The following is a 14,102-nucleotide window of genomic DNA, read 5'->3' on the forward strand; positions in this document are numbered from 1 at the left end:
ACGCGCCGCGCGTCGACAAGATAGCGCTCCCGCCGCCTGGGATGGCCGGCGAGCATAAAAAGCGCCTGTGAAGCGGCGATGACGGGAGCCACCATAGAATGATCGGACTCGTGCTTGTAACGCACGGTCAACTGGCCGCCGAGTTCCGCCATGCCGTGGAACATGTCGTGGGGCCACAAGACAATTTCGAAACCGTGGCGATCGGCGCCGATGACGATATGGAGCAGCGTAGACGCGATATCGTCGACGCCGTCGGCCGCGTCGACACCGGGACCGGCGTCATCGTTCTGACCGACATGTTCGGCGGCACGCCCTCCAACCTCGCCATTTCGGTGATGGAATCCGGCCGCACGGAGGTCATCGCCGGCATGAACCTGCCGATGCTGATCAAGCTGTCGTCGATCCGCAAGGGTGACAACATGGCGGCCGCGCTCGATGAGGCGCAGGCCGCCGGGCGCAAATACATCAACGTCGCCAGCCAGCTCCTGAGCAGCAAATGAACGCGCTGTCGCCGGTTGAGATCGTGCGCGAGTTCCCGATCGTCAACCAGCGCGGCCTGCATGCGCGCGCCTCGGCCAAGTTCGTCCAGGTCGCCAGCGGCTTCGACGCCACCGTCCATGTCGAAAAAGACGGCCTCAAGGTCGGCGGCACCTCGATCATGGGCCTGATGATGCTGGCGGCTAGTCCCGGCTATTCGATCCGCGTCACCGCCAGCGGCACGGAGGCCGTGGCGGCGATGGACGCACTGGAGCAGCTGGTCGCTTCACGCTTCGGCGAAGAGTGCTGAAGCTCTTTTTTGTTTGAGCATGATCTCCGGACAAAACGTTTCCCGTTTTGTCCGAGAAAACCGGCTTCCACTTTTCGCTGACGCGGTTCTGCGGTTCGGGATCATGCTCCGCAAACACATACGCGCATAAAGATTTCTTTATATCCCATTGTCGTCTTGGCGGCGATCTGCTAGTCAGGCCGGCATTCCGCGCCCTTCGACGCGCCGTGTGGCGCAGGCGCATCTGAAGACAAATCACACCGGAGCACTGCCATGACAGGTAGCAAGGACTATGTGGTCGCCGACATTTCGCTTGCCGGCTGGGGCCGCAAGGAACTCGACATCGCCGAAACCGAAATGCCGGGCCTGATGGCTTGCCGCGAGGAATTCGGCGACAAGAAGCCGCTGAAGGGCGCGCGCATCACCGGCTCGCTGCACATGACCATCCAGACGGCCGTGCTGATCGAGACGTTGAAGACGCTCGGCGCTGATATCCGCTGGGCTTCGTGCAACATCTTCTCGACCCAGGACCATGCCGCGGCGGCCATCGCCGAAGCCGGCATCCCGGTGTTCGCCGTCAAGGGCGAGTCGCTCGAGGAGTACTGGGACTACACCGACAAGATCTTCCAGTGGGCCGATGGCGGCCTCTCCAACATGATCCTCGACGATGGCGGCGACGCCACCATGTACATTCTGATCGGCGCCCGCGCCGAAGCCGGCGAGGACGTGCTGTCCAACCCGCAGAGCGAGGAAGAGGAATACTTCTACGCCCAGGTGAAGAAGCGCCTGAAGGCGTCGCCCGGCTTCTTCACCAAGCAGAAGGAGGCCATCCGCGGCGTCACCGAAGAGACGACGACGGGCGTCAACCGCCTCTACCAGCTGCAGAAGAAGGGCCTGCTGCCCTTCCCGGCGATCAACGTCAATGACTCGGTCACCAAGTCGAAGTTCGACAACAAGTATGGCTGCAAGGAATCGCTGGTCGACGGCATTCGCCGCGGCACCGACACCATGATGGCCGGCAAGGTCGCGGTCGTCTGTGGCTATGGCGACGTCGGCAAGGGTTCGTCGGCCTCGCTCAAGGGCGCCGGCGCCCGCGTCAAGGTCACCGAGGTCGATCCGATCTGCGCGCTGCAGGCGGCGATGGACGGCTTTGAAGTCGTCACGCTGGAAGATGCGGCTCCGACCGCCGACATCGTCATCACCACCACCGGCAACAAGGATGTCGTCACTCTCGACCACATGCGCTCGATGAAGGACATGGTGATCGTCGGCAACATCGGCCACTTCGACAATGAGATCCAGGTGGCGTCGCTGCGCAACCTGAAATGGACCAACGTCAAGCCGCAGGTCGACATGATCACCTTCCCGGACGGCAAGCGGATGATCCTGCTGTCCGAGGGCCGCCTGCTCAACCTCGGCAACGCCACCGGCCATCCGAGCTTCGTGATGTCGGCCTCGTTCACCAACCAGGTTCTGGCGCAGATCGAGCTCTACACCAAGCCGGGCCAGTACCAGAACCAGGTCTATGTGCTGCCCAAGCATCTCGACGAGAAGGTGGCACGCCTGCATCTCGACAAGCTCGGCGCCCGCCTGACCGAACTGTCCGGCGAACAGGCCGCCTATATCGGCGTGACTCCGCAGGGTCCGTTCAAGCCGGAACACTACCGCTATTAAGCATAGCGCAAGTTACCACTAGATATTGAAGCCGGGCGATTGACATTTCGCCCGGCTTCTTTTTTGCGCTGAATGATTCTTCACGCCGATTCCAGCACGCGCTATTGTGGTGATTCGCGGGCCGGGGACGAGGGCCGGCGCACGCAGCTGGGCGGTCTTGCATTCAGGCGGCGAAGAGGACCAAGACATGCCGGGGGAAAACCCGCCTCGCGCGGGATGGGCCGTTTCCGGCGGCCATGACGATTCCGAGATCACTGGCTCCGCCACGGCAGGCGGTGGCCTGAAGAGGTGCGTCGGCGCCCGCGTCGCGGGCTTTCTCGCCACGTCCGCTCTTGCCGGTCCGCTGCTTTCCTTCGCCGCGCATGCCGAGCCAGCCATTGCGCAGAACGCCGGGCTGTCGGTCAGCGCGGTCGAGGTCATCCAACTCGCCATGTTCGTCGGCGTCATGGGCGCCGCACTGGTCTCGGCCATCTTCCTGATCCGTGAAAGAGCCCGCACCTCGGCGCAGAATGTCGAGCTCAGGGCCCGCATCGCCGACGTCAACGCGGCGCTACAGCGTTCGGAAGCGCTGCTCAATCTGCGCGACCAGCGCATCATCGTCTGGGCTTCGGAAAACAAGAAGCCGGAGCTGATCGGAACCTTGCCGCTCGAAAGCGGTGCACCGGAAGACCGTGCAGCGTTCCTCGCCTTCGGCCGCTGGCTGATGCCGCGCTCGGCGGCCGCGCTCGAAAATGCCGTCGCGGGACTGCGCGAGAAAGCGAAACCGTTCGACCTCGTCATCGAATCGCAGGCCGGGGCGCCGCTCGAAGTGCACGGCCGCAAGAGTGCCGCGCATGTGCTGGTGCGCTTCGTCTCGCTTTCCGAAACGCAGCGAAGCCAGGCCAGGCTGAAGATCGAGAACCAGCGGCTGGCCGCCGATTACGACACCATGATCGGCCTGTTCGACGCCTTGCCGATGCCGGCATGGCTGCGCGCCGCCGACGGACGGCTGAAATGGGTCAACCGCGCCTATGCCGGAGCGGTCGAAGCCTCGAGCGCCGAAACCGCAGTGCGCGAAGCCAAGGAATTCCTCGGCGGCCAGGCGCGCGAACAGATCGCCGCGCAGCACAGAACGCGCCCGGTCTTCGAACAGACGCTGTCGACGGTGATAGAGGGCGACCGCCGGGTCTTTGCCGTCACCGATTTCGCCGGCGCCGACGGCTCGGCCGGCCTTGCCTCCGATACCAGCGCCACCGAAACCATCCGCGGCGAATATGAGCGCACGGTGCGCAGCCATGCCGACACGCTCGACCAGCTCAACACGGCGGTGGCGATCTTCGATACCGACGAGAAGCTGCGCTTCTTCAACCAGGCATTCCAGAAACTGTGGGGACTGGACTCCGGCTTCCTGCACAGCGCGCCCGACAATGCGCTTTTGCTCGACCGGCTGCGCAGCGAAGGCAAGATCGCCGAACAGCCGGAATGGCGGCGCTGGAAGGAAGGCCTTCTTAACGCCTACCGCGCGGTGGAATCGCAGGAGCACTGGTGGCATCTGCCTGATGGCAAGACCATCCGCGTGGTCGCCAACCCGCAGCCTAAGGGCGGCGTGACCTGGGTGTTCGAGAACCTGACCGAGAAGATGGACCTCGAAAGCCGTTACCAGACCGCGGTGCGGGTCCAGGGGGAGACGCTCGACAATCTGGCCGAAGGCGTCGCGGTGTTCGGCCCCGATGGGCGGCTGCGCCTGTCCAACCCGGCCTTTGTCGCCCTGTGGGGGCTGAGCCAGGATGTGGTCAAACCCAATGTCCATGTCCAGGCGATCCGCGATCTCAGCGACCAGCGCGCCGTCGACAGCCCGTGGGGCGGCTTCGTCGCCGCCATCACCGGTTTCGACGACGAGCGCCGCGAGCGCCACGGACAGACCGAACTGAACAACGGCACCGTGCTCAGCTACGCCGTCATCCCGCTGCCCAACGGGCAGGTGATGATGACCTTCGTCGACGTCACCGACAGCGTCAATGTCGAGCGTGCGCTGAAGGACAAGAACGAGGCGCTGCAGAAATCCGACCAGCTGAAGAACGAGTTCGTGCAGCATGTCTCCTATGAGCTGCGCTCGCCGCTGACCAACATTATCGGCTTCACCGAGTTGTTGTCGCTGCCGGCGACTGGGCCGCTCAGCCCCAAGCAGCGCGAATATGTCGAGCATGTCGGCTCGTCATCTTCGGTGCTGCTGACCATCGTCAACGACATACTCGACCTCGCCACCGTCGACGCCGGCATCATGCAGCTCGACATTTCGGAGGTGAGCGTAGAGCGCACCATCCAGGCGGCCGCAGAACTGGTCGCCGACCGGCTGGAAGAGCATGCGATCAAGCTCAAGATAGACGCCGAGGCAGCGCCGAAGAGTTTTCATGGCGACGAGACCCGGGTCCGCCAGATCCTCTACAATCTGCTCAGCAACGCCGCCAATTATGCGCCGGAGGCGAGCACGATCACGCTGGCCTGCCGCCAGCTGGAGCAAGGCGTGGAGTTCTCCGTCCATGATGACGGCCCCGGCATGCCGCCGGACCTGCTCGATTCGGTGTTCCGCCGCTTCGAGCCGCGCACCAATGGCGGACGCCGGCGTGGCGCGGGCTTAGGCCTGTCGATCGTCAAGAGCTTTGTCGAGCTGCATGGCGGCAACGTCCGCATCGAGACCGGCAAGGACCAGGGCACCACCGTTATCTGCACCTTCCCCGATGCACCGTCGGGCATCCGCGCCGCGGCCGAGTAGCGCGCTCGATGACTGTTGCTGTGCTGGAGCGTTTTCTCGCCGACGAAGCTGCTACCTCAAGGATGGGCGAAGATCTGGCCATGGCGCTGCGGCCGGGCGATGTGCTGGCGCTCAAGGGCGATCTCGGCGCCGGCAAATCGACGCTGGCGCGTGCCTTGATCAGGGCGCTGGCCGACGATGCCAGCCTCGACGTACCGAGCCCAACCTTCACTTTGGTGCAGAGCTACGACACGCGCATTCCCGCCCATCATTTCGATCTCTACCGGCTGTCCTCAGCCGGCGAGATCGACGAACTGGGTTTTGACGAAGCGCTGCTGCAGGGCGCTGCCCTGGTTGAGTGGCCGGAGCGGGCCGAAGCCGCCCTGCCCAGGACGTCGATCTGGATCGAACTCGTCCATCAAGGCGAAGGCCGCATGGCTCGGCTGTCGGGCGAAGGTGCCGCCTTCGACCGAGTCGCTCGCTCGCTGGCGATGCGCGATTTCCTTGAAACGGCCGGCTGGGGCGAGGCCGCGCGGCGCCATTTCGTCGGCGACGCTTCGGCGCGTTCCTATGAGATCGTCTCGCTCGCCAGCTTTGCGCCGCGCGTGCTGATGAACTCGCCGCGGCTGGTGCTCGGGCCGCCAGTGCGCGACGGCAAACCCTACGCGGTGATCGCCCACACCGCGCAATCGGTCACCGCCTTTGTCGCCATCGACAAGGCGCTGCTGGCGCAAGGCGTCAGCGTTCCCCTCATCCACGCCGAAGATCTCGAGCAAGGGTTTCTGCTGCTGGAGCATCTGGGCTCGGAAGGCTTTCTCGACGGCCACGGCGAACCGGTGGCCGAGCGCTGCGCGGCGGCGGCCGAATTGTTGGCGATGATGCATGGCCAGGTGTGGCCGCAACGCATGGAGGCCGTCCCGGGCGTTTTCCACGAGGTGCCGCCTTTCGATCGCGATGCGATGCTGATCGAAGCTGATCTGCTGGTCGACTGGTATGTGCCGATGGTCACGGGCGAACCGGCAAGCGAGGCTTTGCGCGCCGGCTATCACAGGGAATGGAACGCGGCTCTCGACCGGTTGGACACCAGCGCGTACACGCTGATGCTGCGCGACTTCCACTCGCCCAACATCATCTGGCGCGGCGAGCGCACCGGTCATGACCGTCTCGGTATCGTCGATGTCCAGGACGCGCTGATCGGCCCTGCCGCCTATGACGTCGCATCGCTCGCCATGGATGCCCGCGTTACCGTTTCGCCTGAGATCGAGCAGCGGACCGTCGACGCCTATGTTGCCGCGCGCCATGCCGCCGGCGGCTTCGACGAGGCGGGTTTCCGCGAGGCGTACGCAATCATGGCGGCACAGCGCAATTCGAAGATCCTCGGCATTTTCGTGCGGCTCGAAAAGCGCGACGGCAAGCCCTATTATCTGAAGCACCTGCCGCGTATCCGCGACTATCTCAGGCGGGCGCTGGCGCATCCGGCGCTGGCCGGGCTGAAGGAGTTTTACATGGTGCATGGCCTGCTGGAGGAACGCGCGCCGTGACCCTGACCACCGCGATGGTGCTGGCGGCGGGTCTCGGCAAGCGCATGCGGCCGATCACCGACACGATGCCGAAGCCGCTGGTGAAGATCGCCGGCAAGACCTTGCTCGATTGGGGGCTGGACAGCCTGGAAGCAGCCGGCGTCGAGAAAGCTGTCGTCAACGTGCATTATCTGCCGGACCAGATCGTCGCCCATGTCGCCCACAGGCAGGCGCCGAAAATCATTATTTCCGACGAGGGCGACGCGCTGCTGAACTCGGCCGGCGGCATCGTCAAGGCATTGCCGCTGCTGGGTGCCGAACCCTTCTACATCATCAATGCCGACACGTTCTGGATCGATAGCGGCCAGCCCAGCCTTGAGCGCCTTTCCCTTGCATGGGACGGCGCGAAAATGGATATTCTGCTGATGCTTACCGATCTCGACTCGGCGACCGGACACTGCGTCGGCACGGATTTCCTGATAGCGCCGGATGGCGGCCTGAGGCGCTCGAAAGGCGATCCGGTCGGGCTGATTTATGCCGGAGCGGCGATCATCAATCCCGGCATCTTTGAGGGTGCGCCGACAGGGGCACATTCGCTCAACGCCTATTTCGACCAGGCGATATTAGCGGGCCGCCTGTTCGGCATGCAGATGCGCGGCCGCTGGATCACCGTCGGCACGCCCGATGCCGTTCCGCAGGCGGAAGCGGCGGTCGCCCTCGCAAGGGCCGTATGAGCGGCTCGCGCCGCGTTCTCTCCATTCCGCCCGGAGCGCCGTTCCTGCCGACTCTGGCCGAGGCCTTGCTGGCCGGACGGCTGGCGCCGGGTTTCCGCTTCGACGGCGATCCGCTGGCGCTGGCCGACGTCACCATCTATGTGCCGACACGGCGTGCGGCCCGCGCTCTCCGTGGCGCCTTCGTCGACGCGCTTTCCGGACCTGGAGCAAGCGGCCGTTCAGCGATCCTGCCGGTCATCCGCCCGCTCGGCGAGTTCGACGAGGACGACTTTGACGCCGGCACGCCGACCGAGCTTGAAATGGCGCCGCCGATCGCAGCCATCGAACGCCTGCTGCTGCTGGCGCCACTGGTCCGCGCCTGGAAGCGCACCTTGCCGGCGCATGTGCGGGCGATGTTCAACGAGGAGATCGTCGTGCCGGCCTCCGCCGCCGATGCGATCTGGCTGGCGCGCGACCTTGCCCGGCTGATGGACGAGATCGAAACCGAAGGCACCGACTGGACCAGGCTTGCCGATCTGGTGACCGGCAATCTTGCCGGCTGGTGGCTGGTAACGCTCGATTTCCTTCGCATCGTCACCGACGCCTGGCCTAAATTGCTTGAGGAGCGCGACCGCTCCAACCCGGCCGCGCACCGCAACGCGCTGATCCGGCGTGAGGCTAAGCGGCTTGAACGCAATCCGCCGAGAGGCCCGGTGATTGCCGCCGGCTCGACGGGCTCTATTCCCGCCACGGCCGAACTGCTCGCAGCGGTCGCCGGCCTGCCCAACGGCGCCGTGGTGTTGCCCGGTCTCGATGGGATGCTGGATGAGCCGTCCTTTGCCGCGATTGCAGCGCCCGGCGCACGGCCGGCACTGCTCGGCCACCCGCAATACGGCATGGCCAAGCTGATCGGCAAGATCGGTGTGCTGCGCGGCGATGTCGAGGAGGTGGTAGCAGCAGAGCCGGCACTGGCGCTTCGTGCCGCGCTTGTCGGCGAGGCGCTGCGGCCGGCCGAGACCACAGAATTGTGGGCCGAGACACGCATCCGCTTCAATGCCGGCGACATCGCCGAGGCCTTCGCCGATGTGACGCTGGTGGAAGCCGCCAGCGAGCGTGACGAGGCGGTGGCGATCGCCATCGCGCTGAAGACTGCTGTCGAACAGCCGGGACAAAGGGCAGCGCTCGTTACCGGCGACCGCGGGCTGGCGCGGCGCGTCTCGGCCGAGCTTCTGCGCTTCGGCGTCGTCGCTGACGATTCCGGCGGCACGCCGCTCGCCAATACACCGGCGGCCAGCCTGCTGCGGCTGACGCTGCAGGCCGTGTTCCGGCCCGGCGATCCGGTTGGCCTGCTGTCGCTGCTCAAGCATCCGCTGCTCGGGCTCGGACTGGAGCGCACCGGCGTGCGCCATGCCGCCGAGCTCATCGAACTGGTGGCGCTGCGCGGCGGCACCGGACGCCCCGACATCGCCTCTTTGCCGGCGCTGTTCGACGACCGTCTTGCCGGCCTGAGTGGCGACAAGCGCCAGCCCTTCTGGTTTTCGCGCCTGACCGTGCGCGGCATCGAGGATGCTCGCGACCTGCTGAACCGGCTTGTGACGGCACTGGCGCCGCTGGCTGCCTTTCGTGGCGAAGAGAACGCCGATCTCGTCGCGCTGACCAGAGCGAGCGTTGCCGCGCTGGAAAATCTCGGCCGCACGGCCGACGGCAGTCTCGTCGAACTTTATGCCGGCGATGCCGGCGAAAAACTTGCCGAGCTGCTGCGCGGCGTGGTCGCGGCCTCGGCGTCATTCGACTTCGCCGCCGACGAATGGCCTGATGTGATGGACGCGCTGGTCGCACCGGAGACGGTCAAGCCAGGGCAAGGCACCGACCGCAACATCGCCATCTGGGGGGCGCTGGAAGCGCGGCTGCAGAATGTCGACACGCTGGTCATTGGCGGGCTGAATGAAGGTGTGTGGCCGCGCAAGCCGGAGAGCGACCGCTTCATGTCGCGGCTGATGAAGACCGGTATCGACCTCGAACCGCCCGAACGGCGCATCGGCCTTGCCGCCCACGATTTCCAGATGGCGATGGGTGCGAAGAAGGTGGTGCTGACGCGCTCCGCCCGCGCTGGCGACGCACCGGCGGTGCCGTCGCGCTGGCTGCAGCGCATCCTCACCTTCATCGGCAAGGATTCTGCGACCGCGCTGCGCGGGCGCGGCGACGAGTTGCTGGCGTGGGCGCGCGCGCTCGATGCCGGCGAGCGGCAGCATTTCGCGCCAAGGCCCCAGCCAAAACCGCCGCTTTCTGTCCGGCCGCAGCATTTCTCGGTCACAGAGATCGAGACGCTGCGCCGCGACCCCTATGCGGTCTATGCCAGGCGCATTCTCGGCCTGCTGCCGCTCGAGCCAGTGATCCGCGATCCCGGTGCCGCCGAGCGCGGCACGCTGTTTCATGACATCCTGCATCAGTTCTCGACAGAGGTGCTGGATCCGCGCGCGCCGGAAGCTCTGGAGCGCCTTATCGCCGCCGGACGGAGCTGCTTTGCCGAGGCCGCCCTTCCCGCCGATGTCGAGGCCGTGTGGTGGCCGCGCTTCGAAAAGCTCGCCGCCAACATCATCGAATGGGCGCGTGGCCGGGCTCCCGCCGTCGCCCGGCGGCATGCCGAGGAGCGCGCCGAAAAAACCGCTGTCGGCCGCACCGGCGTGACGCTGTCCGGCTATGCCGACCGTGTCGACCTGTTGGCCGGCGGCATGGCCGACATTCTGGATTACAAGACAGGCTCCTCACCCTCCAAGGCACAGGCGCACACGCTGCTGGCGCCGCAGCTGGCGCTCGAAGGCGCGCTGCTTCGGCGCGGCGCCTTCAGAACCCTTGGCGCCCGCGAACCCTCGCAGCTTGCCTTCGTGCGGCTGAAGCCGAATGGTGAAGTGTTCGAGGAATCCATCCTCGACTACAACCGCCAGCCCAGGACCGCCGAAGACCTTGCCGAAGAGGCCTGGGCGCGGCTGGAAAAGCTGCTGGTCCACTATGCCGATCCGACGACCGGCTATCTGTCGCGGGCGCTGCCGTTTCGCGAGGGTGAGAGCGATGGCGATTACGACCATCTTGCCCGCGTGCTCGAATGGTCGGCCGGCGGCGACAACGACGACGAGGCGGGGGAGGCATGAAGAAGGCCTATCCCATCCCCAGCGAAACGGCCGCCAGCCAGGCGCGCGCTTCCGACCCGAAGAACTCGGCCTGGGTGTCGGCCAATGCCGGCTCAGGCAAGACGCATGTGCTTGCCCAGCGCGTCATCCGGCTGCTGCTCAACGGCACCGATCCGTCGAAGATCCTGTGCCTCACCTATACGCGGGCAGCGGCCGCCAACATGTCGAACCGCGTGTTCTCGACGCTGTCGGAATGGACGGCGCTGGGCGACGCAGACCTGGCGGCACGCATCGCCGCGCTGGACGATCGCCGGCCCGACCGCGACACGATGCGCCGGGCGCGACGGCTGTTTGCCGAGGCGCTGGAGACGCCGGGCGGGCTGAAGATCCAGACCATCCACGCCTTCTGCGAATCGGTGCTGCACCAGTTCCCGCTGGAGGCCAACATCCCGGCGCATTTCGAATTGCTTGATCCGCAAATGGAGGCCTCGCTGTTCGCGGCCGCGCGCCGCGACATGATTTCGGGTACGTCAGCCGGGGACGCCGGACTGGCCGAGGCTTTCGCCACCGTGCTGGAACGCGGCGGCGAACACGGGCTCGATGCCCTGCTCACCGAAATCGTGCGCAAGCGCGACGGGTTGCGGGGCTTTATCGATGCGGTGAGGCGCCAGGGCGTAGGCTTTCAGGCCCTGTTCGAGGAATTCCATTTCCGCCCCGGCCAGAGCGCCGAAGACATAGCGGCATCGGTCTGGCCGCTGCCGGGCTTCCTGCCTGATTTCTTTGCCGTGTTCGCCAACGCCGCCGAGGTCGCCGACGCCCGCACCGTGCTCAACAATCTCTTGCCCTATGCCCGCTTGGCCTTTGCCGAGACCGATCCGATCCGTCGGCTGCAGATGCTGGGCAAGGCTTTCCTCAAGGCCGACGGCGACCCGTACGATCCGACAAAGGCGTTCAAGAAGGCGCTGCTCGACCGGCTGCCCGATCTTCCCGATCGCTATCTGGCGGCGGTCAAGGCGATCGTCGAGGTCTCCGACCGGCTGGCGCTGTTCAGGATGCTGGAAGGAACGGTTGCGGCGCTGACCATCGCCGACTGGCTGATCGTGCGTTACGAGCGCCTGAAGCGCGGCCGCAGCTTCCTCGACTTCAACGACCTCATCACCCGCACGGTCAATCTTCTCGCGCGGCCCGATGCCGGACCCTGGGTGCAATACAAGCTCGACCAGGGCATCGACCACATCCTGCTCGACGAGGCGCAGGACACCAGCCCGGACCAGTGGGAGGTGGTGAAGCGGCTGGCGGAAGAGTTCTTTGCCGGCCACGGCCAGCGGGGCGCCGGCAATCGTACGGTGTTTGCCGTCGGCGACGAAAAGCAGTCGATCTATTCGTTCCAGGGGGCAGCACCCGATTCCTTTGCCGACAGCCGGCTTTTGTTTGCCGGGCGCGTGCGCGACGCCGAAGCCTCGTTTGCCGACCTCAAGCTGACCTGGTCGTTCCGTTCGACCGACGACGTGCTGGCCGCTGTCGACCGCGTCTTTGCCGATCCAGTCGTGCGGCGCGGCATCAGCCATGACCCCGATCCGCTTGACCACAAGGCAATCCGCAACGACGCGCCTGGCTATGTCGAGGTCTGGCCGTCGCTCGGCGCTGACGCCGTCGAGGAGCCCGACGACTGGACGCTGCCGGTCAACCACGCCAGCGCGCCGGCGGTGCGGGTGGCCGAACATGTGGCGGCGACCATCCAGGCCTGGCTCAAGGATCGCGAGATCATCGAAGGCAAGGGCCGCAGGCTGAGGGCCGGCGACATTCTCGTGCTGGTGCGCAAGCGCGACCGCTTCGTGCATGCGCTGTCGCGAGCGCTGAAAGACCGCGATATCCCGGTCGCCGGCGCCGACCGGCTGAGCCTGCCCGGCCACATCGCTGTGAAGGACCTGATCGCGCTCGGCCATTTCCTCATCCAGCCGCAGGACGATCTGTCGCTCGCCGCCGTGCTGCGCAGCCCGATCTTCGACGTGTCGGAAGAGACGCTGTTTGCGCTTGGCGCGGGAAGGCCGGCCGCGACATCGCTGATCGCGTCGCTTCGGCATCATGCCGGCGACAATGCCACGCTGGCCGCTATCGTCACCCGGCTCGACGGCTGGGCCAATGAGGCGGCGTTCGGGCCGGTGTTCGAATTCTATGCCGGTGTGCTGGCGCGCGACGGCCTGCGCAAGAAGATGATCGCCCGGCTCGGCCCGGAGGCCGGCGACATTCTCGACGAATTCCTGAGCTTTTGCCTGGCCGAGGAACGTACCGGCCTGCCTGGGCTGGAGGCCTTCCTGGCGACGCTCGAAAACACCGGCCCGGAGATCAAGCGCGAGATGGACCAGACGCGCGACGAGGTTCGCGTCATGACCGTACACGCCGCCAAGGGCCTGGAAGCCCCTGTCGTCTTCCTGGTCGATGGCGGCTCGGCGCCGTTCAGCGACCAGCATTTGCCGCGGCTGATGCCGTTCCAAGGGTCGGGCCGCAATTTTGACGGCAAGGGCTATCTCTGGCGCTCGGCCGCCGACGTCGCCAACGGCTTTTCCAAGACGGCTTCCGCCCGGGCGCGGGAACTTGCCGATGACGAATATCGCCGGCTGCTCTATGTAGGCATGACGCGCGCCGAGGACCGGCTGATCGTCTGCGGCTATCACGGCAAACGCGCGCCCAGCACTGGCACCTGGCATTCGATCGTCAGCCGCGCGCTGACCGGCGCACCGGAAAGCACGGAGCGCCGCCACCCCGCCAGCGGCGAGCCGGTGCACCGCTTTGTCATGACCAAGCTGCCGCCAGTGGCGCAGGCGGCGGCAGACGAGACGCGACTGCCGCCGCAGGTCATGCCGCTGCCGGAAAGCCTCTACCGGGCCTTGCCGCCTTATGAGGAACTGCCGCGCCCGCTGTCGCCCTCCGGCGCCTCGGCCCTGATCGACGAGGGTAAGGAGGCTGTCGTCGATACGCGCTCGCCGGTACTCGACAGCGAGGCGGAGCCCGGTTTTGCGGTGATGCGCGGCCTGACGATGCACAAGCTGCTGCAGATGCTGCCCGGTTTCCCCGAGGGCGAACGGCAAGGCGCGGCGGGGCAGTATCTAAGCCGTGCCGGCGCCGATTGGACTGAAGCCGAACGCAGCAAGGCGCTGGCCTCGGTGATGGCGATCCTCGGGGATTCGCGTTTTGCCGAGCTGTTCTCGCCCTCGTCCCGCGCCGAAGTCGCGGTCATGGGCAGCCTCGAGGTCAAGGGCAGATTGCGCTCGATCTCCGGCAAGATCGATCGGCTGGCGGTGACGCCCGAGCGCGTTTCGATCGTCGACTACAAGACCAACCGGCCGGCGCCGGCCACACTCGCTCAGGTACCACCGGCCTATATCCTGCAGCTGGCGCTCTACCGCGCGCTGCTGAAGCCGCTTTATCCGGGCCGAGCGGTAACGGCGGCGCTGCTGTTTACCGAGGCGCCGAGGCTGATCGAGCTGCCGGCGCAGGCCATGGACGATGCCCTTGCCCGACTCACGGGAGCGTGACACAAGTTCTGCTTGAAGAACGCCGCCCTAACCA

Annotated in this window: 8 protein-coding genes; all 8 read left to right on the forward strand. The window is 66.0% G+C overall.

Features of this window, described 5'->3' with window-relative positions:
* The first annotated feature begins 98 nt into the window (after nucleotides 1-98).
* Nucleotides 99-500 carry a PTS sugar transporter subunit IIA gene (locus AC1D1B_RS03185; protein WP_142868692.1) on the forward strand — a complete coding sequence of 134 codons (402 nt, stop codon included), beginning with the start codon at nucleotides 99-101 and terminating at the stop codon, nucleotides 498-500.
* Nucleotides 497-787 carry an HPr family phosphocarrier protein gene (locus AC1D1B_RS03190; RefSeq protein ID WP_181056806.1) on the forward strand — a complete coding sequence of 97 codons (291 nt, stop codon included), beginning with the start codon at nucleotides 497-499 and terminating at the stop codon, nucleotides 785-787. The genes AC1D1B_RS03185 and AC1D1B_RS03190 overlap by 4 nt, the downstream gene beginning before the upstream one ends.
* Before the next feature lie 252 nt (nucleotides 788-1,039).
* Nucleotides 1,040-2,440: an adenosylhomocysteinase gene (gene ahcY, locus AC1D1B_RS03195; RefSeq protein ID WP_477329289.1), complete on the forward strand. Its 1,401-nt coding sequence runs from the start codon at nucleotides 1,040-1,042 to the stop codon at nucleotides 2,438-2,440.
* Nucleotides 2,441-2,627: 187 nt separating this feature from the next.
* Nucleotides 2,628-5,192, forward strand: coding sequence for a sensor histidine kinase (locus tag AC1D1B_RS03200; RefSeq protein WP_477329291.1), 2,565 nt, complete (start codon nucleotides 2,628-2,630; stop codon nucleotides 5,190-5,192).
* An 8-nt stretch (nucleotides 5,193-5,200) separates the two neighbouring features.
* The gene (gene tsaE, locus AC1D1B_RS03205) at nucleotides 5,201-6,712 is read left to right on the forward strand and encodes a tRNA (adenosine(37)-N6)-threonylcarbamoyltransferase complex ATPase subunit type 1 TsaE (protein ID WP_477329293.1); all 1,512 of its coding nucleotides are present in this window, start codon (nucleotides 5,201-5,203) and stop codon (nucleotides 6,710-6,712) included.
* A gap of 14 nt (nucleotides 6,713-6,726) precedes the next feature.
* Entirely contained in the window at nucleotides 6,727-7,425 is a 699-nt protein-coding gene (locus tag AC1D1B_RS03210; RefSeq protein WP_477330525.1) for a nucleotidyltransferase family protein, read from the forward strand.
* Complete coding sequence (gene addB / locus AC1D1B_RS03215) at nucleotides 7,422-10,553, forward strand: double-strand break repair protein AddB (RefSeq protein WP_477329295.1); 3,132 nt, start codon at nucleotides 7,422-7,424, stop codon at nucleotides 10,551-10,553. The genes AC1D1B_RS03210 and addB overlap by 4 nt, the downstream gene beginning before the upstream one ends.
* Nucleotides 10,550-14,068, forward strand: a complete 3,519-nt coding sequence (addA, locus tag AC1D1B_RS03220) for a double-strand break repair helicase AddA (RefSeq protein ID WP_477329297.1) — start codon at nucleotides 10,550-10,552, stop codon at nucleotides 14,066-14,068. Before addB ends, addA begins: the two co-directional genes overlap by 4 nt.
* Nucleotides 14,069-14,102: the final 34 nt, after the last annotated feature.

This window comes from Mesorhizobium sp. P2_C5_2, assembly GCF_056404535.1.